Consider the following 20,409-nt stretch of genomic DNA (forward strand, 5'->3'; position numbering starts at 1 on the left):
GCTCAGTTGGCGGCGGGGCGGGCGCTCCGGCGACGCGGGGCCGCGGGTCCAGCGCGGGGTCGGGTACTAGGCCGCCGATCCGTCTGTCGGCCACAGATGACCACGCCGACGCCCGCGGGATGCGTTCTGGGGCAACACAATATCGGGGTCGGCCGCGACGTCGGCCGGTATCGGCTCGGGCCCGTCGGCGCTGCGCCACACCACCACAGCGAGCACCGCGCCGATCACTACCGGCAGGTGCGAGAGTATCCGGACCCAGGTGACGTTGTCGGCGATGGCATCCGCCACCACGTAGACGGTCAGCACCCCGACGAACGCCGCCAGCACACTCGCCAGACCGGCGGCGGCACGCGTCCACAACGCGGCAACCATCATCGCCAATGCGACTGCCACCGACCACGAAGTCGATTCGTTGAGCAGATGGTTACCGGGATGGTGCTGCAGGCCCATGCTCAGGCCGAATGCCTGCGCGCCCGCCAGGACGAGTTGCGTCAGGCCGACGACAAACAGCGCCCACCGCTGCCAACTGAGCCGCGACCGCGGTGTTGATGGCGGCGACCCGATTCGGGACGGTCCAACGGGGGCGATGACGGGTCGGGACTCGACCAGCCGCCGCAGCGCTTGGGCTTGCTCGGCGACCTGGTCGAACCACGTCCGGCAGGCGGCACAGCCAGCAAGGTGCTCGTCGACCCGCGCCGACGGTACCGGCTCGCGCTCGCCGTCGAGTCGGGCCGACAACGCTTCGCGGGCCACCTCGCAATCCATGTCTCTATAGTCGCGCACGACCGACGATTTGTTCCCAGACGGACAGAGTCGGCGGACTAGCCGAATTCGACCAGTGTGGTCGGGGCTCGGAACCGGTCGAGGGCGGAAAGGCGGTAGGTCAAGGCGACGACCTTCGGCAGAATTTTGCCGCGGCCCGCCGGGGCCGGCAACTCCCGCACCGCACGCACGCCCGCGATGGCGCGAAGTTCGGCGTACTGACTTGCCGTGAACCAGAACGGCATCGGCGGGGCAGTGTAGAACTCGCTCAGCTTGAACCCACGTCGCCGCGAATACACGCTCAATAACCACGGGATGCTGTCGAAGACCAACCGGCCACCGGGAAAGCGTCTGGCACATGCCGCGATCAAATCGAACACAGTATCCCGCTCGAAATACTGCAACAAGCCTTCGGCGGTGATCAGCACACCGTTGCTGTCATCGACCCGATCCATCCAGGAGTAGTCCAATGCGGACTGGGCGCAGTACTGCAACCGGTCCGAGCTCGGTAGCAGTTGTTCGCGTATGCGCACGATCGGTTCGAGGTCCACCGAAAGCCAGCTGAGCTCGCCATTGTCGACGCGCCAGAAGCTGGTCTGCAGCCCTTCGGCCAGCGCGACCACGGTCCCACGCGGATGGATGGCGAGAAACTCCCGCGCGGCGTTGTCGAATGCCAGCGCTCGCAGGGCCGTGGCCTGATGGGTACGGCCGAAATGGTGAAAGTCGTAGTCGATGTTGTCACGCAAGGCGACGGCCATCGGATCGTCGATGATGCCGTCGGGCCGGGCGGCCTCGGTCGCACGCTGATGCAGCGTGAGCAGAGCGGTCTCAGATACCCCGGCGAGGTGGCGGGCGTCGAAGACTGGCATAGCTCAGACAGTACTGATGATGCCTTCGGGAACTTTCCGCCTAGCTGCGACGACTACAACACGACGGGGCAGAGCAAGGTCGGTTTCCGCCTCGCGTAGTCACGAGGAGGTGGAGGCCTGACCGGCCCGATATGGATGGCCATGCCTCCCGAAGTTCATTCGGCTCTGCTGAACGCGGGGCAGGGCCCGGGATCATTGCTGATCGCTGCGCAACAGTGGCTAGAGCTCAGCAATCAGTACAGCGCTGCTGCTGCCGAGCTGAGCCAGGTGCTCGCCGAGGTGCACGCCGGCAGTTGGCAGGGCAGTAGCGCCGCGGCCTACGTGGCCGCGCACGGTCCGTACCTGGCGTGGCTCCAGCAGGCCTCCGCCGACAGCGCCGTCACCGCCGTCCAGCACGAAACAGCAGCCGCGGCATACAGCGTCGCGGTCGCCACCATGCCGACGCTGGCGGAGCTGGCGGCCAATCACACCATTCACGGCGTACTGGTCGCCACCAACTTCTTTGGGGTCAACACCATCCCCATCGCCCTCAACGAGGCCGACTACGTCCGGATGTGGATTCAAGCCGCCGAGACCATGACGGCTTACCAGTTCGTCACGGCGGGGGCCATGTCAGCTACACCGACGGCCCAACCTGCCCCGCCGATCCGGGCGAACGGTGCCGAAGCCCAGTTCGCGCCGCCGGCCGAATTCAGTTCGATCGCTCAACTCATCACCGATCTACAAAATTTCATCGCCAACCCCTACCAGTACTTTCTGGACTTCTTTGGACAACTCGGGTTCAGTCCCGCCAGCACATTGGTTTTGGCGGCGATTGCCCTGCTGCTGTACGACATCCTCTGGTACCCGTACTACGCCTCGTATTCCCTACTGTTACTGCCGTTTTTCACACCGGCCCTAAGCGCGCTGAGCGCCTTGCGGCTGCTGCTCCCGTTGTTGAACACCGCGCCCCTGGCCGAACTGCTACCCGACGGCGCCGTACCCGCGGCCGCCGCACAGAACGTGTTGAATACGAATATTGCTGTGGCACCGGGGGTTTCGACCGCAACCGGTTTGGGCACGCAGCCGAGCAGTCCCGCGCCCAGCAGCACCGTTTCACCGGCCGCCAGCAGCTCGGTCCCGGCATCCGGCATCACTTACGCCGTGGCCGGCGTGGCGCCGCCCGGTGTTGGCTCCGGGCCACGAGCGGGGCTGAAAGCCCGAGAAAGCGTGCCTGAGAGCATCGCCGCGGCGGCCGCCAGCCGGATCGCCCCGGCCCGATCCCGCGACCGCCGCCGTAGTGGCGCCAAGGCCGGAGTGCGCGGCTATCGGGACGAATTCCTCGAGGCGACGGCCGAAATGGACGACGCATGCGCCGGCGCGACCAGGGCCGACGATGACAGTCCCACCGCAAGCGGCCAGGGCGCCGGCGCCTTCGGCTTCACCGGCACCGCCCCGATAACGGGTGATACCGCAGTCGGAATGGCCGAGCCGACGATGGTCCCGCTGCTTCCCGCCACCTGGTCAGGTCGATGATGCGGACTCTTGCCGGCGTGCTTCCAAGGATTACGCAAGAAACGGGCAAGCGCGTGCTGACACCCTCTATTTATCTGAAGCCGGACCATACGGCGACATCATTCGAAAATCCACTTAAGGGGGTCAGGCCATCACGGCTAAGAATGCCATAAAACGTGTTTGTGCGCCGCACCTCCAATGGTCGGCATGAACCCAACCACCAATACGCAACAGGAAAGACATCAATGACACTCAATGTAAAAGGCGAGGGGCTCGGTGCGCAGGTTACCGGACTCGACCCGGCCAACCTGGACAATCTATCCACCGAGGAAATCCGCGAGATTGTTTACCGCAATAAACTCGTTGTCCTCAAGGACGTCCACCCGACTCCTGAGCAATTCATCAAGCTCGGCAAGATAGTCGGCGAAATCGTTCCTTACTACGAGCCGCTCTATCACCACAAGGACCACCCGGAAATCTTTGTCTCCTCCACCGAAGAAGGACAGGGAGTTCCGAAAACCGGCGCGTTCTGGCACATCGATTACATGTTCATGCCGGAGCCGTTCGCATTCTCGATGGTGCTGCCCCTGACAGTGCCCGGACCGGACCGCGGAACCTACTTCATCGACCTGACCAAGGTCTGGGACTCGCTGCCGACGGCAAAGCAGGACCCGGTCCGCGGCACGGTTAGCACGCATGATCCCCGGCGGCACATCAAGATTCGCCCGCGCGACGTCTACAAGCCGATCGGTGAGGTCTGGGACGAAATCAACCGGACGACGCCGCCGATCAAGTGGCCGACGGTGATCAGGCACCCGCACACCGCGCAAGAAATTCTCTACATTTGCGCTTCCGGCACCACCAAGATCGAGGACAAAGACGGAAACGTGCTCGATCCGACCGTGCTGCAAGAACTCATGGAGGCGACGGGGCAACTCGATACCGAGTACAAATCACCGTTCATTCACACCCAACACTACGAGGTTGGCGACATCATTCTGTGGGACAACCGGGCTCTTATGCACCGAGCAAAGCACGGCACCGCCGCAGGCCATTTAACCACTCACCGTCTGACAATGTTGGACGGACTTACGACACCAGGATATGCAGCATGACCACCATTACCTTGTCCCCCTCCACACCGGCGCGGGCAGAATTCACCGACATCAGCGACACGGCCCCGATCGAGGAGCACCTGCTCGTCAAGGTTCTCGAACCGTACGCCTATAAGGGCTGCCGCTATCTCATCGACGCCAATTACAAGGCCACTCCCGATTCGGTGCTTGCCTACGGTAATTTCAGCATCAATGAGCCGGCCTACATTCGGAGCACCGGGCACTTCAACGCGGTGGAGCTGATCATGTGCTTCAACCAGCTGGCCTACAGCGCCTTCGCGCCGGCGATCCTCAACGAGGAGATCCCGGTGCTGCGGGGATGGTCGATCTCGGACTATTTCGATCTGCAACTACCGAGCATGCTGATCAAGAACACGGCATCGCGCTTCAAGCGGATGATCCACGCCCAGAAGTTCTCGGCCCGGTTGCTGTGCCAGGACTTCGAGGTGATCGAGCGCAGCTTGCGGTACCTATCGATCAAGTGCGACATCGAGTTTTGGGACGAGTACGGCGGCGCCGCATCCGGCCAGGTCGAGCTAGCGGCCCTCAACATTCCCTGACGCACCCACCACATCCAGGAAGCACCCAACAGCTATGTCTCACTTACCAGCCACCGTTTTGGGACGGATCTTCGAACAGGCACGGCAGCGGCCGCAGGCAATCGCGTTGCGCCGCTGCGACGGCAACAGCGCACTGCGCTACGCCGAGCTTGTCACCGAAGTGAACCGGCTTGCGGCAACCCTTCGCGCGCAATCGGTTTCACCGGGATCTCGAATACTCGTCCTTTCGGACAACGGACCAGAGACATATCTGTCGGTGCTGGCCTGCGCGAAACTCGGGGCGATCGCGGTGCTGGCCGACGGCAACCTTCCGCCGGCCACCATCGAACGCTTCGGCCAAATCACTGCCCCGAGTGCGATTCTCATCGCGCCCGGGAGCAGGACCGCGTTGCCCGACGGTCTGCACGCCCTACCGGCGATAACCATTGACTTGACCGCCGTCCCCGCGGACGTCGTTGTCGCCGAGGATGATTACCGGCACCCGGATGGCGGCGCGGACGATCCGCTGGCGATGATCTTCACCAGTGGGACGACGGGTGAGCCGAAGGCCGTGCTACTGGCCAATCGGACCTTCTTCGCCGTCCCGGACATTCTGCGGGACGCGAACCTGAACTGGGTCAGCTGGGTCGACGGCGAAACCACCTACTCGCCGCTGCCGGCGACCCACATCGGCGGACTGTGGTGGATTCTGACCTGTCTGATGCGCGGCGGTCTGTGCATCACCGGCGGTGAGAACACCACTTCGCTGCTGGAGATCCTCAGCAGGAACGAAGTCGCGACTACCTGCGTCGTGCCAACCCTGCTTTCCAAGCTGATCGCGGAGCTGAAGGCAACCGATGCGAAGATACCGTCGCTGCGACTGCTCGGGTACGGCGGCTCGCGCGCGATCGCGGCCGATGTCCGGTTCATCGAAGCAATGGGCGTGCGCACCGCCCAGGTTTACGGGTTGAGCGAAACCGGTTGCACCGCTTTATGTTTGCCCACCGACGAGGACTCTATTGCCAAGATCGAAGCAGGCGCGGTGGGCCGCCCCTACCCCGGTGTTGAGGTATACCTAGCGGGTCCGGATGCGGGTCCGGATGCGGGGCCGGACAGCGCTGGGCCCACTGCGGCGGGCGCTGGGCCCTCGGCGTCCTTCGGCACGTTGTGGATCAAGTCGCCGGCCAACATGCTGGGGTATTGGAACAATGCCGAGCGAACCCAAGAGGTGCTGGTAGACGGATGGGTCAACACCGGTGACCTGCTGGAACGCCACGAGGACGGATTCTTCTACATCAAGGGCAGGTCGTCGGAGATGTTCATTTCCGGTGGCGTCAACATCGCACCCGACGAGGTCGACCGCATCGCCGAGGGTGCGCCGGGCGTTCGCGAGGCCGCGTGCTACGAAATTCCGGACCCGGAGTTCGGGGCACTGGTGGGTTTGGCTGTGGTCCCTGCGGTTCCTGGGGCCGAGCTGGACGAGGAGGCAGCCCGCAAACTCAAGCAGGTGATCGCGGCGCGCTTCCGGCAACAGTCGGAGTCGATGGCGCGCCCGTCGGCGATCACGATCGTCGCCGAAATTCCGCGGACACAGTCCGGCAAGGTCATGCGGACCTCGTTGTCCGCGTCAGTCAACGGTGCGAAACCCGAAGTGGCAGCTCATGGTTGAGACGATCAGGGAGCAAGTGTTAGCAGCCGTGTGCGATGTGTTGTACATCGACGAGGACGATCTCATCGACGGCGACACCACCGATCTTCGAGACCTCGGACTGGATTCCGTGCGGTTCGTCCTCCTGATGAAGAAGCTGGATGTGAACCGAGAGTCCGATGTGCCGTCCCGGTTGGCAGCGGATCTGTCGATCGCCGGATGGGTCCGGGAGCTGGAGAATCTGCGTGAGCGCGCCTGACAATGGTTGGGTGGATCGAGTCCCACTGAGCAAGTCGCAACAGAACCTCTACAACGGGGTACTGCAGGACGGCGATCCCACGTTGTACCTGATCGGCAAAAGCTATCGATTTCGTCCGCTGCCACTGGCGGGGTTCCTGGCCGCGTTGGAAGCGACAGTCTGCGACAACCCGGTGCAACTCTGCGTTCTCGAGACGCCGGCGACGATGACGATGACGGCGACCGACCATCCCGACCTGGTGCCGCTGCTGCAGTTCGGCGATATCGTGCGGGTCCGGTCCGGCGACCAATCGCGCACGGCAGAGGGCGATTTCGAGCTGCAACGCACCTGGTCCTCCGGCATTTTCGACACGGCTTTGGTGCGGTATACCGTCTGGACGGACGAAGGCGGCGACGTGTCCGGCCTCGATGTCCATGCGCACCACATTGTCGTCGACGGTGGCGCCACCGGCATCATCGAGGCCGACCTTGCCCGCCATCTCGGAGCGGGCACTGCCGCTGAATCGCTCTGTGTGACAGATGGTTTAGCAAAGCTGGCGCAAGCGCATCGGCTGGAAAGGGAAAAGGTCGAACAGTCGCTACCGAGGCTCACCGATGCCGTGCGGCGTGAGCTCACCGAAGAGGCGCGCCTCGGCGGGTATGGACAAAGCTGCACCGATGCCCCCGGCGCGGCGGCAAAGGGGGTCCTGACCGAATCCGTGACGATCTCCGGGGCCGCCTTCGACACGATCCTCCGCCGGTCGGAGGCAGAGCAGGTCCCGCTCAACGTGCTGGTCGCCGCCGCCGCTATGGCCGTGGACGCCGGCATAAGACAAAGCACCGAGAGCTTGCTCGTGCACGCGGTGGACAACCGGTTCGCCGACCCGAGCTTGAATGTCGCTACGTGCCTGGTCAATTCGGTGGCCCACTCAGTCAGATTCGCGCCCTTCGCGGCGGTGCGGGACGTCGTCCGCGCCCTTGACCGTGGTTACGTCAAGGCCGTCCGGCGCCGGTGGCTGCGTGAAGAGCATTACCGCCGAATGTATTTGGCGATCAACCGGACCGCGCACGTCGAGGCGTTGACGCTGAACTTCATCCGCGAGGCGTGCGCGCCCGGGTTGCGCCCGTACTTGGCCGAAGCGCCGGTCGCAACGGACATAGGTCCGGTCGAGGGCATGACCGTGGCGAGCGTGCTGGACGAAGAACGGCGCACCCTCACCGTGTCCATCTGGAACCGCGCGGACCTGCCGGAGCGCAGGACACCTCAGCTGATCGGCGAACGAATCGCCGCGGCACTGGAATCCATGGTGGGACAATGGGATCAGCCGATGGCCAGGTGCGTCAACGAGTGGTTCGAGGTCGGTCCGGACGGAGCCCTCGCTCAAGGCGATGCGGCGGTGAAGACGCCGCCACCGGCGACGGCCTGGTTTGTGGGTGAGACCGGTGGTATGCGGCGGACTCTCGCTCTTCGTCCGGACATCTATCGGTGCGTCGCGTGGTTGGTGCAGAACGGCACCGCTCCCGGTGACGTCATGGTGCTTACCGACGACAACACCGCCAGGACAATCGATTTCCTGATCGCATGCCATCTGGCCGGATGTGGCTACAGCATCTGTGCGGGCAGCGACGAACTTTTAATGCGGGCCAGCGCTATTGCCGAGCACATCGACGGCGTAAAGGCGCATGTGTTCGATCTCGGCACGGCACAGCTGCCGTCGGACTTGGATGACCACGTGAGCGCACTCGTCGACGAGCGCATTGCCCAAGTGACACAAGACATGTCACTCGGCACGAAGACGGCTTACGTCATGCCGACGTCGGGTTCGACCGGTCAGCCCAAGCTGGTGCGGGTCTGCCACGAGTCGCTGGCGGTTTTCTGTGCCGCGGTCACCGCCGCCTACGGATGGGGTCCGCAGGACACCGTCGCGCAGTGCGCGCCGTTGACGTCGGACATCAGCGTCGAGGAGATCTTCGGTGCTGCCTTCAGCGGAGCGCAACTGGTTCGAAGTACGGCGATGAAGTCGGGTGACCTGGACGGGCTCGCCAGCGATCTAGTCGCCGCGCACGCCACCGTCGTGGACTTGCCGACCGCGGTATGGCATCTGCTGTGCGAGGACGGCCAGGCTATCGACGCGATCGGCCGTTCTCAGCTGCGGCAGGTCGTCGTCGGCGGTGAGGCCATCCGGCCCGCCGCCGTGGACAAGTGGATGAATTCCGCTGCAGCGCAGCAGGTATCGCTTGTCTCCAGCTACGGTCCCACCGAAACCACCGTCGTGGTTACCTATTTGCCGATCACCGGTGAGGGTACCCACGAGGCGCAGAATCGGCTCGGGCGGCCGATCGTTCCCAACACGGTGTTCGTCGCGTTCGGTGAAGTCGTGATCGTCGGCGACTTGGTCGCCGCCGGCTACCTCGGGACCGCCCACCCCAGCTTCGGCACCGTCACCACCTCGGACGGCGTGCGACGCCGCGCGTTCGCCACCGCCGACCGCATGGTGATCGACGCCCAGGGATGCCCGGTCTTCGCCGGTCGCAAAGACGACGTCGTCAAAGTCTCGGGCAAGCGAATCGACATCGCAGCGGTCACCAAACGCATTTCGGCAGACCCAGCGATCACCGATGTGGCCGTCGAAGTGGAGAACGGAAGCCTCGGGGTGTGGTTCGAAACCCAGCGGACCCGACAAGACGCCGAGGATGCGGCGGCCGCCGCACTCGTCCGACAAATTCTGCTGAGCGTCGGGGTGTCTTCGTTCTTCGTCGTGGGCGCGAGGAGCATCCCACGCAAGCCCAACGGCAAAGTCGACAGCGACAAACTGCGAACGATCCCGCAATTCGCGGACGTGGTTCCCGCTCTCGGATCAGGCGCCGACGAGGCAGCGGTCGATCTCGCGCAAATTTGGAGCCGGCACCTTGGCACCGCCATCGGCCCCGAATCCTCGTTGCTCGGCGAAGGCGTCGGCTCGTTGGACTTGATCAGGATCCTTCCCGACACGCGAAGAATGCTCCGACGCCAGGTCACGATCCTCGACCTGATCAGCGCCGACTCCGCCGCCAACCTGGTAGCCGACATGGCCGTTGCGGCAACGGATAACTGGATGGACCCGGCCACTGCCGAGGAGATAGAACGCGACTTCGAAACGTTGCGGGCACCGGCCGCTCGCGTCGAATCCGCCCCCGGCGCGGGTGAGACGATCGTCGTGCTGGGTGCCTCGGGAATCCTCGGCACCGGATTCGCCGGGGCCATCCTGGATCTGAAACAGTCCGGGGTCCGTTGTCCCGACGTGGTCCTGGCAGCCAGATCCCAACCCGCCGAACACGATCCGTGGACCGCGCTCCGCGATGTCGACGGTGTACGGATCGAGCAACTTGCCGCCGGTTTCGGCGCTGCGGAACTCGAGGCCCTGCTCCGCGACACCGGCGCGCGAACCGTCATCAACTGCATCGGCAACACCAACGTGCTGGTTCCCTATCGCGAACTTCGCCCGGCCAACGTGGAGCTGGTTTCCGACCTCGTGCAGGTGTGCGCCAGCCGCGGGGCCAGGCTGGTGCACCTGTCGACGTTCGTTGTCAACGCCGATGTTGCCGCGCCACAAGTCACCGATCCCCGAGCGGCGCCCTATCCGTACGCGGCGTCGAAGTCACTGGCCGAACTGGCGGTGGCGGGAGGGCCGGCGGCTCTCGATTTCACCATCATGCGACTGCCCCGCGTGCTCGGCGAGGAGTACCAATTGCGCGACTCCGCCGACATTCTGGTCGCGGTGGTGGACGCCTGCATCGCGCTGGGCGCATACCCCGCGCTGACGCTGACCGAAGAGGTGACCACCGGCCGCGCCGCCGCGACCGCCATCCTGCGGCTGCTGCCTGAATTGAGTGGCGCTACCGAGCTGGGTCGAGGGATCACCGTGGCGCGCGGCGAGGCCGTCGAATATGCGAGCCTGCTCGGCGACCTGGGGCTCGACGAGCTCGATGTCGCGCAGTGGAAGCAGCGCCTCGACGACAGCGAATGGGCCAAGGCCAACCCGCGTAGATGGTCGGTGGTGGATGCGTGGGTGTCCCTCGGCATGCGATTGGGCACGCGGTCCTACACCGAGTATCTGGCCGACTTTCCCGCCGTTGCCCTGGAACTCGGCCCCGCCGCCGAATTGCCTGCCGCACCAGGCGAATCGGTGCGGTCTCTGGCGCTGCGGCTTGAAACGGCCTGATCGCTCGCGTGCCACCGGCGCGACATATAACCGAGATACACGACTCGCCGAAAAGCGTGTGCGCAGTTTATCTCTCGGCGACAACGACGATCGGCGAAGTCAGACTTGAAACAGCATGATGGCGAACATGATCGCCATGCCGGTGGCCGTCATGGCCTGAACCATGCTGCCCAGTCTGACCCGCCACGCCCGGGACCCTCGCCGCCGCCGCATCGTCAGGAACCGGTACGTCCAGGCGAAAGCGGCGAGCACGAAGAATGCCGCCCAAATCCAGTTGCCGGTACTGATCCAGCCGTGCGTGCCGGCACCCGCTGCATTCGTCATCTCGGGCATGTCGTCCATCCCGGCCATATCCATCCCCGGCACATCGGGCGGTAGGTGGTGGTCGATGCCGGGCGGGGTCAGATGACCGCCCATCACGGCATACATCCAGGCCATCGCCAACATCTTCACCGCGTGGTAGCCGCGCACCAAGCGGGTGCCGAGCACCCGCGCGGCGAAGATCGCCGCGATCGCGAACCACACCGCCGCGGCGAGGAAGAAGGCTTCGGCGGGGGTCGGTGGCAGGCCCAACCCCTGGGGCCAGACCATCACCGCCATTGCTATCGCCATCGTGAGGTGCAGGCCGTGGCTGACGACCGAGGTCCAGGACTTGCGGTCGGTGACCAGCGCAAAGCCGATCGCGCTCAGCAGGAACAGGCCCGTTACCACCCAACGGAGCGGCAGATCATCGATCATGCCGCGGTGCGGTCTAAGCGTTGGGGGTTCACAGTCATCGAACCTATGCGTTCCGGCCCACAGGTCGCTACGACGTGCGGTCGTAAGCTGCAAGGGTGGAGACGGACGGGTCGAGCGCCGATTCGGGTCTGCCTGCGCCGCGAGCACGCTCACGGCTTGTGCGGGCGACCGTGCTGACGGTCGGGTTCCTCGCGGTGGCGGTCGCCGTCGCCTGCTATGGACTGGTCTCCGGGTCGCGCCGCTACGCCGAAGCCAACAACCCATTTCCCGGCGGATTCGTCAGCGTGGCCGAACCGGTGGGGTATTTCGTCGCGTGGTTCTTGGGCGCGCTGTGTCTGGGCGCGCTGATTTTGGTGGTGATGACCTCGCGACCCGAACCGGACGGCTTGATCGATGCGGCCGCTTTCCGGATTCACCTGGTGGCCGAGCGTGTTTCGCTGGCCTGGGTAGTGGCGGCCGCGGTGATGGTCGTCGTCCAGGCCGCACACGACACCGGTATCGGACCGGCCGCGCTGCTGCGTCGTGGCGCGGTGTTCGACGCTGTTGCAGTATCGGAGATTTCACGCGCCTGGGTCGTCACGGCAATTTTCGCGGCGCCGGTCGCGGTGGCGCTGCGGTTCAGCAACCGGTGGCTCGGCCATGCGGTACTGGTCATTCCGACCTTGATCGCCGTCGTGGCGACGGCGGTGACCGGTAACCCTGGGCAAGGTCCCGACCACGACTACGCGACGAGCACCGCCATCGTCTTCGCGGTCGCGGTGGCTGCGTTAACCGGCATGAAAGTCGTCGGCGCATGGACCTGCACGCCACGAACCCGCGGCGTGCTGATCGTGCAGGTCGGCTGCGGGGCACTGGCTGTGGTGTACGGCGCTGTGCTGTTGTACCTGCTGATCCCGGGCTGGTCGATCGGGTCCGATTTCGCGCGCCTGGGTCTTCTCGCCGGAACTCTGCTGACCCTGGTTTGGCTGTCCGACTGCTGGAGACTTATCCGGCCTTCCGACGAACCCGGCTCCAAGCCAGGCGACACCGTCGGCGCGCTGGCCACGATCGCGGCGGTCGCCGCGATGGCCGCGATGGCCGTCCAGATCGCGCCGCGGTTCCTCGCCCACCGGTTCACCGGCTGGGATGTCTTCCTCGGCTATGAACTGACCGAGCCACCGACCGTGGTCAGTGTGCTGACCTTCTGGCGGTTCGACAGTTTCATCGGGATTGCCGGTGTGGTGCTGGCCATCGCGTATGTGTTGGGGTATCTACGCCTTCGGCGCGACGGAAACCCGTGGCCGGTCGGCAGGCTGGTGGCGTGGCTGGCCGGTTGTGTGGCACTGATCTTCACCAGTAGCTCGGGGTTACGGGCCTACGGGTCAGCGATGTTCAGCGTCCACATGGCCGAGCACATGATCCTGAACATGTTCATTCCGGTGCTGCTGGTTCTCGGTGGACCGGTCACCCTGGCGCTGCGCGCGCTGCCGACCGCCGGCAGTGGTCATCCGCCGGGGCCGCGCGAATGGCTGACGTGGCTGTTGCATTCGCGGGTGACGACCTTCTTATCGCACCCGATAGTGGCGTTCGTGCTGTTCGTCGGCTCGCCCTTCGTCGTCTACTTCACACCGTTTTTCGATACGTTGGTCCGCTACCACTGGGGCCACGAGTTCATGGCCATCCATTTCCTGCTGGTCGGCTACCTGTTCTATTGGGCGATCATCGGCATCGATCCCGGGCCCCGTCGACTGCCCTATCCAGGCCGCATCGGTCTGCTGTTCGCGGTGATGCCATTTCACGCATTCTTCGGTATAGCGCTGATGACTATGGCGTCGCCGATCGGGGCTACGTTCTACCGATCGGTGGGAGTGCCATGGGTGTCGAGCATTCTCGACGATCAGCACCTCGGCGGTGGAATCGCTTGGAGCCTAACGGAATTGCCGGTGGTCATCGTCATCGTCGCACTGGTCACCCAGTGGGCGCGCCAGGATCGCAAGGTCGCGTCGCGCAGTGACCGGCACGCCGACAGCGACTACGCCGATGACGAGCTGGAAGCCTACAACGCGATGTTGCGCGAGCTGTCCCGGATGCGGCGCTAGCCGACGACGGTGAAGTTTCCCTCGTCCTTGAGTGCCGCCTGAACCTGCTCACGGGTGAGTTCGACATTGGTCGAAACACGTACCGCTGAGGCGCCTTCGGTGTCCAGGTCGATGCTGACCGCGCTCACGGGCTTCAAGGCCGTCAGTGCGGTGGTGATGGTCTCCACGCAGCCCTGGCAGTGCAGCCCGGTCACCGAGAATGTCTGTTCAGCCATGCGCACCATCCTATCGAGGCCGCCGAAAGTGATTCTCGCGACGCCCAATCGGCGTGTTACGTCGGGAAATTCACACTCGGCGAACGGATTCCGGCCCAAAGTTGCGCAGGCGCAGGCTGTTTGACACGACGAAGAACGACGAGAACGCCATCGCCGCACCGGCGATCAGCGGGTTGAGCAAGCCCGCGGCCGCAACTGGAATTGCGGCCACGTTGTAGCCGAACGCCCAGATCATGTTCATCCGAATAGTCCGTAGCGTCGCGCGCGCCAGATCCAGCGACTGCGGCACGATGTCCAGATCGTCGCGAACCAGGATGATGTCGGCCGCGCCGATCGCGACGTCGGTGCCACGCCCAATCGCCAATCCCAAATCGGCACAAGCCAATGCGGGGCCGTCGTTGATCCCGTCGCCGACCATCGCGACGACCTTGCCTTCGGTGCGCAGCCGCTGGATCACCTCGACCTTGCCTTCGGGCATCACCTCGGCGACCACCGTGTCGATGCCGACCGCAGCCGCGACCGCCTCAGCGGCTGACCGGTTGTCGCCGGTGAGCAGAATCGTCTGCAGTCCGCGCCGGTGCAGTGCCGTAACGGCGTCGGCGGCGCAATCCTTGACCGTGTCGGTGATTGCGATAGCCGCGCATGCGACGCCATCGACGGACACGAAAACCACGGTCTCCCCGCGTGATTCGCTCTCAACCCGGGTGGACTCCAGAACGGGGTCGGCCGGTGCGGCGCGGGTGATCCAGGACGGCTTGCCCACCTCGACGTCGTGGCCGTCGACCACCCCCCGCACACCGCAGCCCGCCACCGCCGCGAAGTCCCCGACCGGAGCCGGATCCGGTGCGGCGGCCACGATCGCCGTCGCGACCGCATGTTCGGAAGCCGCTTCGACGGCCGCCGCCAGTCCCACCACCTCGTCGGCGTCGCGGCCCGCCACCGACGTCACGGTGCGCACGCTGAGTTGTCCGACGGTTAAGGTGCCGGTCTTGTCGAACACCACGGTGTCGACGCCGTGCACGGTTTCCAGCGCGCGGTAACCCTTGATGAAGATTCCCAGCTGCGCGCCACGGCCGGAGGCGACCATCATCGCCGTCGGGGTCGCCAGCCCCAACGCACACGGGCACGCGATTACCAACACTCCGAGCGTGACGGCGAACGCGCGTTCGGTGCCGGCGCCGCTGATCAACCAGGCCGCGCCGGCCAGCAATGCGATGGCGAACACCGCCGGGACGAACACCGCAGAGATTCGGTCGGCCAGCCGCCGGGCGCGGGCCTTCTGGGCCTGGGCTTCCTCGACCAAGCGGACCATGGCCGCGAACTGGGTGTCGGCGCCGACGGCGGTGGCCTCGACGATCAACCGGCCGTCGAGCACGACGGTGCCGCCCACCACGGTCGCGTCCGGATACGCGCGTACCGGTCTGGCTTCCCCGGTCATGGCGCTGACGTCGACTGCCGCGGTTCCCTCGACGACGACGCCGTCGGCCGCGATGGTCTCGCCCGGGCGCGTCACGAAACGCTGGCGCTTCTTGAGTTCATCGGCCGGGATCACCAGTTCGGCGCCGTCGGCCAGCAGGACCGTCACGTTCTTCGCGCCGAGCGCGGCCAGCGCACGGAGCGCTCCGCTGGCCTTGGACTTAGCGCGCGCCTCGAAGTAGCGACCCGCGAGCACGAAGACGGTCACTCCGGCCGCGACCTCGAGGTAGATCGCGTCGCTGTGCAGAATCGCCTGCCAGACGCCGTGGGTTTCCCGCGGTGGCCTGGGTACGAAGACGGTGGTCAGCGACCAGACTGTGGCGGCCACGATGCCGACAGAGATCAGCGTCTCCATCGACGCCGTTCGGTGCCGCGCGTTGCGCAGCGCGACGGAGTGGAAGGGCCACGCGGCCCACGTCACGATCGGCGCAGCGAGAGCGACCAGCACGTACTGCCACCCGGTAAACCGGGCATCCGGCACGATCGCCAACATGCTCGACATGTCGGCGAGCGGAACGAACAACACGGCGGCCACCAGCAGGCGTCGCAGCAGGCTGCGGGCATGCTCGGCGTCGGGATCACGGGAAACCCGGACCGCGTCAGTGTGCGGAGCCGCCTGGTAGCCGGCCTTCTCGACCACATCGCACAACTCGTCAACCCCGACGTCGGTCGCGTCGATGGTCGCGACTTGGGTGGCGAAGTTGACCGAGGCCCGCACGCCGGGAACCTTGTTCAGCTTCGTCTCGACGCGGCTCGCGCAGGCCGCACACGACATACCGGAAACGTCGAGTCGAACACGCCGCGCGAAGCCTGAGTCGGCTTCCTCTACCAGCGGCGTTGTCACGCTAGCCAGGGTACAAGCCCAGCGTTGCCCGGGCCGGGGCGAGCGCTAGGTCCGGACGGTGGCGTGCTCGCGGATGAGGGCACACAGCCGCCACTGACCGGGCACGCCCTTGAGCTCCCGTTCGCCGCGATTGACGAATCGGTGCCGCGAGCCGGTCACGATGTCACGCACGGTCGAGGACACCAGCACCTCGTCGGGACCGGCCAGGGCGGCGACCCGCGCGGCGATGTGCACGGCCATCCCGGCGACGTCTTCTTTTCGGGTGCCACGCACCTCGACTTCGCCGGCGTGGATGCCGACCCGGATCTCGATACCCAGGACGTGGACGGCATCGATGAGTGCATCAGTGCAGGCGAGCGCGGCGCTCGGACTGATGAACGTGGCGACGAAGCCGTCGCCGGCGGTGTTGACCTCACGACCGCCGAAGCGCTGTATTTCGTGGCGGACGATGGTGTCGTGGTTGTCCAGCAGGTCGCGCCAGCGGTTGTCGCCGAGCAGGGCGGCTCGCTGGGTCGAGCCGACGATGTCGGTGAACACGATCGTGGTGAGTACTCGTTCGGCGTCACCGCCGCCGCGCACCCCCGTCACGAATTCTTCGATCTCGTCGATCATCGACGCGGCGTCGCCCACCCAATACAGCGTGTCTTCGCCTGGCAGTTCGATCAGGCGCGAGCCCGCGATGTGCTCGGCCAGGTACCGGCCGTGCTCGATCGGACTGAACCTGCGGTTGTCGCGATGCAGGATCAGCGTCGGTGCGCTGACTCGCGGCAGGGTGTCGCGCACGTCGGAATGTCTGACCGCGGTGATGATGGCCCGTGCCATGCTGGGCGACGCGGCGCGGTTGCCGGCCATGTCCCACCACGCCCGAAAAACGTTGTCGCCGGCGACAGAGGGCGCGATGATGCCCAGCATGTCAAAGCCCTGCTCGACGGCATCCGGTTCGATCGCGATCGTGGTGTAGGGATCGCTATCGCCGATCTCGTGGCCGATCGGATAGTCGGGCGCGCGCAGCGTGCGCGCCGCGCCGTTGATGCAGATCAGGCTGCTGACCCGTTCGGGAAAGTCGGCGGCGAGCACCAAGCCGGTCATGGTGGTGAAACCGGGGGCCAGGATCGTGGCCCGCTCGCACCCGACCGCGTTCATGACCGCGATCGCGTCGCGTGCCCACGCCTTCGGCCCGATCATGTCCGGTGACGAGACGCGCGACGACAGGCCGATTCCGCGCTGGTCATAACGGATCACCCGGGCGAACGACGCCAGCCGGCGGTGGAAGCGGTACATCGACGGCTCCGAGTCGACCGTGTCGATCGGGATCGATGGGCCAGGCAGCACCAACACGTCGATGGGTCCGTCGCCGAACACCTGATAGGCGATGTCCACTTCGCCGCAGGTGGCATAGCGGGTTCTGGCGGTCCCAGGCACCTGCGCCACGGCTACAGATTAGTGATGCGAATCCGATAATGCGCGCTGACGGTACTGGCCGGCGCGCTCGGCGACTGTTACGCCATTGCCGGGTCGGGTGTTGTTCGGGATCAGCACACCGTTCGTCGCGGTCGGCACGCCGTCAAAGAGGGTCTGCTCCAGGCGGACGTGGTCGACGAAGTATTCGATGTGACGCAGGTTGGGGATTGCCGCTGCCACCGGCGCATGCAGTGCCGGCGCGCAGTGGCCCGAGACCTGCAGATTGTGCGAAGCCGCGATCCCCGCCGCGGCCAGCCAACCCGTATAACCCCCGCACCGGGTGGCATCGAGCTGCAGACAATCCACCACGGGTGCGAGATGACGGGCCTCGTACAGGTCGGACACGTACTCGCCGGCGGCCACATCGCAGCGCATGGCGTGTCGCAGCACACCGAGACCCTCGATGTCGTCGCTGCTGACGGGCTCTTCGAACCAGACCACGCCGAGATCGTCGAGCGCAGCTCCGACGCGACGAGCTTGCCCGACGGTGTAGCCGCCGTTGGCGTCGACCATCAATGCGACTCCGTCACCGGCGAGGTCACGCAGCTGCCGCACCCGTTGTAGATCGCGAGTGACGTTGGAGCCCCAGCCCTGACCGATCTTGATCTTCATCGCGCTACATCCGGCGGAATGCCAGTCCCGCACCTGCTCGCCGAGCTGGGCTTCGTCCAGGGTGGTGAAGCCGCCGGAGCCGTAGACCGGGACATCGGAACGGGCCTGCCCCAGCAGTGCGGACAGCGGTTCGTCGCGCAGTCGGGCCTTGAGATCCCAGAGCGCCATATCGACCGCGCTGATGGCCTGCATGACCAGGCCGCGGGTGCCGAAGTTGCGGCAGCTGCGCCGCATCGCCTCCCAGGCTCCGCTGATGTCGTCGATATTGCCGTCGGTGACCACCTTCGAGAGGTGTTCGGAGACGACGGTGGCGGCGGCCGGCGAACTGTAAGTCCAGCCAACTCCGGTGGTGTGGCCGGAATGCACGTGCACGACGACGGCCGTGGTGGCGTCCCACTCGAACGTGCCGTCGGCCTCGGGCACCTCGGTGTCGACGCTGTAGACCTCGACCTCGACGCGTTCGACGGTCAAAGCCGGTCGGTTCATGCGAGGGACCTTTCCCGCCGCTCCGCCCGCCCCCGGGCGTGCTCGTTCATCAGGTCGGCGGCACGCGCGGCCAGCGCCATGATGGTCAACGCCGGGTTGGCGGAGCCCTGAGTGGGCATGGTGCTGCCGTCGACGACATAGAGACGCTCGACACCGAAGACCCGGTGCTGCGCATCGACCACCCCCTCCTCGGCGCGCGCGGCCATCCGGGCTCCGCCGACCAGGTGGGCGTAGCGCTCGATGGTGATGACCTCCTGAGCGCCGGCCGCACGCAGGATGTCTTCCATGACCGAGGTGGCGGCCTTGATGAGTTGTCTGTCGTTGTCACATTGGGAGTAGGAGAAGTGCGCCACCGAAAGGCCGTGGCGATCGGTCTCGTCGGCCAGCGTGACCCGATTGTCGGCTTGGGGCAACAATTCACACAGCGCGCCCAGGGTGGCCCAGTGGACGTAGTCGCGCATATACTCCCGCAGCGTCGTACCCCAGTGTCCCTGCGCGGCAACGTGTTCGGCCCAGGTGATGGGCAGCGGACTGATGGTTTGCACGGACCACCCGCGCTGGTAGGGCTTGGTCGGGTCGGTCTCGTAGAACTCTTCGGTGCTGACCTCGGGTGGCGGGGCTTTGTACATCCGGATTTCGTCGTCGAAGCGCCCGGCGACTTGAGGCGCGCCCTGGACCATCAGGTAACGGCCGAGTTGATCGTGTTCGTTACCCAGTCCCCGCTCGAAGCGGTTGGTTGCCGAAAGTAGCAGCAGCCGCGGGGTTTCGATCGAATAGCCGGCGACGACGACCGCGGCGGCTCGCTGCCGACGTACGACCCCGGCGTGAAAGTACTCGACGCCGGTGGCTCGGCCGGTGCGGTCGTCGACGAGTATCCGCGACACGTGGCAGTCGGGCCGGATCTCGGCGCCGTGCGCGAGAGCATCGGGGATGTGGGTTATCAGCGGGCTGGCTTTGGCATTGACCTTGCATCCCTGCAAGCAGAAGCCGCGATAGATGCAGTGCGGCCGATTTCCGAACCTTCCGTTGGGAATTGCGACCGGCCCTACCCGCATCGGAATGCCCAACGCGGCCGCACCTTTGAGGAAGACCCGGCCGTTGCCACTGACCGGGTGGGGTCGGTGCGGATAGCTGTGTGGATCGCCCCACGGCCAGTCCTCCCCGGCGACCGGCAGTTCGGCTTCTATCTGTTCGTAATAGGGGCGCAGCGTGGCGTATTCGATGGGCCAGTCAGCGCCCACCCCGTCGGCACTGTAGGTGTGAAAGTCCGAGGGGTGGAACCGCGGCGCATAGCCCGCGAAATGCACCATCGAACCGCCGACCCCACGCCCGGAGTTGTTGGAGCCCAACGGGACTGGATCATCGCCGCCGATCTGGCGCGGCTCGGACCAGAACAGCACATGCGAGCCGCGCTCGTCGCTGACCCAGTCGGTGTCGGGATCCCAGAACGGGCCGGCGTCCAACACCACGGTGCGCCAACCCATTCGGGCCAACCGCTGCGCCAGGGTGCCGCCTCCGGCGCCAGCGCCCACGATGACGACGTCAACCTCGTCATCTTCGGGGTAGCGCCGCATATCGGCACGCAGTCGGTGATTGGTCCGCGACCCGTCATTGGGAATAAGCCAGGCCGATT

The 20,409-nt window shown here is 65.5% G+C and carries 15 protein-coding genes; 7 read left to right on the top strand and 8 right to left on the bottom strand.

Annotation, left to right across the window (positions count from 1 at the left end):
- Positions 1-66: 66 nt before the first annotated feature.
- Together A5634_RS21370 and A5634_RS21375 are read right to left on the bottom strand one after the other, a co-directional pair.
- The gene (locus A5634_RS21370) at positions 67-765 is read right to left on the bottom strand and encodes a zf-HC2 domain-containing protein (RefSeq protein WP_065146023.1); all 699 of its coding nucleotides are present in this window, start codon (positions 763-765) and stop codon (positions 67-69) included.
- A gap of 56 nt (positions 766-821) precedes the next feature.
- On the bottom strand, positions 822-1,631 hold the full coding sequence (locus A5634_RS21375; protein ID WP_065146024.1) for a class I SAM-dependent methyltransferase: 810 nt from the start codon (positions 1,629-1,631) through the stop codon (positions 822-824).
- A gap of 135 nt (positions 1,632-1,766) precedes the next feature.
- On the opposite strand from A5634_RS21375, the gene A5634_RS21380 reads away from it, so the two are divergent.
- From A5634_RS21380 to A5634_RS21405, 6 genes are all read left to right on the top strand, one after another.
- Positions 1,767-3,146 (top strand): PPE family protein, encoded by a 1,380-nt coding sequence (locus A5634_RS21380; RefSeq protein WP_065146025.1) that lies wholly within the window; start codon positions 1,767-1,769, stop codon positions 3,144-3,146.
- Positions 3,147-3,370: 224 nt separating this feature from the next.
- The gene (gene scoE, locus A5634_RS21385) at positions 3,371-4,240 is read left to right on the top strand and encodes a (3R)-3-[(carboxymethyl)amino]fatty acid oxygenase/decarboxylase (protein ID WP_065146026.1); all 870 of its coding nucleotides are present in this window, start codon (positions 3,371-3,373) and stop codon (positions 4,238-4,240) included.
- Positions 4,237-4,800: an FcoT family thioesterase gene (locus A5634_RS21390; RefSeq protein ID WP_065146027.1), complete on the top strand. Its 564-nt coding sequence runs from the start codon at positions 4,237-4,239 to the stop codon at positions 4,798-4,800. The genes scoE and A5634_RS21390 overlap by 4 nt, the downstream gene beginning before the upstream one ends.
- 34 nt (positions 4,801-4,834) lie before the next feature.
- Entirely contained in the window at positions 4,835-6,448 is a 1,614-nt protein-coding gene (fadD10, locus tag A5634_RS21395; protein ID WP_065146028.1) for a fatty acid--CoA ligase FadD10, read from the top strand.
- A 4-nt stretch (positions 6,449-6,452) separates the two neighbouring features.
- A complete protein-coding gene (locus tag A5634_RS21400) occupies positions 6,453-6,686 on the top strand; it encodes an acyl carrier protein (RefSeq protein WP_155769648.1) in 234 nt (77 codons plus the stop codon).
- On the top strand, positions 6,673-10,866 hold the full coding sequence (locus A5634_RS21405) for an AMP-binding protein (protein ID WP_065146030.1): 4,194 nt from the start codon (positions 6,673-6,675) through the stop codon (positions 10,864-10,866). Before A5634_RS21400 ends, A5634_RS21405 begins: the two co-directional genes overlap by 14 nt.
- A 99-nt stretch (positions 10,867-10,965) precedes the next feature.
- Here A5634_RS21405 and A5634_RS21410 read toward each other — a convergent pair whose 3' ends face one another.
- The gene (locus A5634_RS21410) at positions 10,966-11,604 is read right to left on the bottom strand and encodes a DUF5134 domain-containing protein (protein ID WP_065146031.1); all 639 of its coding nucleotides are present in this window, start codon (positions 11,602-11,604) and stop codon (positions 10,966-10,968) included.
- A 95-nt stretch (positions 11,605-11,699) separates the two neighbouring features.
- On the opposite strand from A5634_RS21410, the gene A5634_RS21415 reads away from it, so the two are divergent.
- Positions 11,700-13,682 carry a cytochrome c oxidase assembly protein gene (locus A5634_RS21415; RefSeq protein ID WP_065146032.1) on the top strand — a complete coding sequence of 661 codons (1,983 nt, stop codon included), beginning with the start codon at positions 11,700-11,702 and terminating at the stop codon, positions 13,680-13,682.
- Here the strand turns inward: A5634_RS21415 and A5634_RS21420 are convergent.
- From A5634_RS21420 to A5634_RS21440, 5 genes are all read right to left on the bottom strand, one after another.
- Entirely contained in the window at positions 13,679-13,897 is a 219-nt protein-coding gene (locus tag A5634_RS21420) for a heavy-metal-associated domain-containing protein (protein ID WP_065146140.1), read from the bottom strand. The two genes, A5634_RS21415 and A5634_RS21420, sit on opposite strands and share 4 nt — an antisense overlap.
- Before the next feature lie 70 nt (positions 13,898-13,967).
- Positions 13,968-16,217 (bottom strand): heavy metal translocating P-type ATPase, encoded by a 2,250-nt coding sequence (locus tag A5634_RS21425; protein ID WP_065146033.1) that lies wholly within the window; start codon positions 16,215-16,217, stop codon positions 13,968-13,970.
- A 45-nt stretch (positions 16,218-16,262) separates the two neighbouring features.
- Positions 16,263-17,648, bottom strand: coding sequence for an adenylate/guanylate cyclase domain-containing protein (locus A5634_RS21430; RefSeq protein WP_065146034.1), 1,386 nt, complete (start codon positions 17,646-17,648; stop codon positions 16,263-16,265).
- Between the two features lie 9 nt (positions 17,649-17,657).
- Positions 17,658-18,776 carry an enolase C-terminal domain-like protein gene (locus A5634_RS21435; RefSeq protein ID WP_065146035.1) on the bottom strand — a complete coding sequence of 373 codons (1,119 nt, stop codon included), beginning with the start codon at positions 18,774-18,776 and terminating at the stop codon, positions 17,658-17,660.
- Positions 18,773-20,350 carry a GMC family oxidoreductase gene (locus A5634_RS21440; RefSeq protein WP_155769649.1) on the bottom strand — a complete coding sequence of 526 codons (1,578 nt, stop codon included), beginning with the start codon at positions 20,348-20,350 and terminating at the stop codon, positions 18,773-18,775. Before A5634_RS21440 ends, A5634_RS21435 begins: the two co-directional genes overlap by 4 nt.
- Positions 20,351-20,409: the final 59 nt, after the last annotated feature.

It is taken from the genome of Mycobacterium asiaticum, from assembly GCF_001673365.1.
Classification (GTDB): domain Bacteria; phylum Actinomycetota; class Actinomycetes; order Mycobacteriales; family Mycobacteriaceae; genus Mycobacterium; species Mycobacterium asiaticum_A.

What these genes read in the sequence shown, in the direction of transcription:
- scoE (WP_065146026.1), top strand. Translation starts at nt 3,371, where the DNA reads ATGACACTCAATGTAAAAGGCGAGGGGCTCGGTGCGCAGGTTACCGGA.
- A5634_RS21375 (WP_065146024.1), bottom strand. Translation starts at nt 1,631, where the DNA reads ATGCCAGTCTTCGACGCCCGCCACCTCGCCGGGGTATCTGAGACCGCT.
- A5634_RS21420 (WP_065146140.1), bottom strand. Translation starts at nt 13,897, where the DNA reads ATGGCTGAACAGACATTCTCGGTGACCGGGCTGCACTGCCAGGGCTGC.
- fadD10 (WP_065146028.1), top strand. Translation starts at nt 4,835, where the DNA reads ATGTCTCACTTACCAGCCACCGTTTTGGGACGGATCTTCGAACAGGCA.
- A5634_RS21370 (WP_065146023.1), bottom strand. Translation starts at nt 765, where the DNA reads ATGGATTGCGAGGTGGCCCGCGAAGCGTTGTCGGCCCGACTCGACGGC.
- A5634_RS21435 (WP_065146035.1), bottom strand. Translation starts at nt 18,776, where the DNA reads ATGAACCGACCGGCTTTGACCGTCGAACGCGTCGAGGTCGAGGTCTAC.
- A5634_RS21440 (WP_155769649.1), bottom strand. Translation starts at nt 20,350, where the DNA reads ATGCGGCGCTACCCCGAAGATGACGAGGTTGACGTCGTCATCGTGGGC.
- A5634_RS21410 (WP_065146031.1), bottom strand. Translation starts at nt 11,604, where the DNA reads ATGATCGATGATCTGCCGCTCCGTTGGGTGGTAACGGGCCTGTTCCTG.
- A5634_RS21390 (WP_065146027.1), top strand. Translation starts at nt 4,237, where the DNA reads ATGACCACCATTACCTTGTCCCCCTCCACACCGGCGCGGGCAGAATTC.
- A5634_RS21380 (WP_065146025.1), top strand. Translation starts at nt 1,767, where the DNA reads ATGGCCATGCCTCCCGAAGTTCATTCGGCTCTGCTGAACGCGGGGCAG.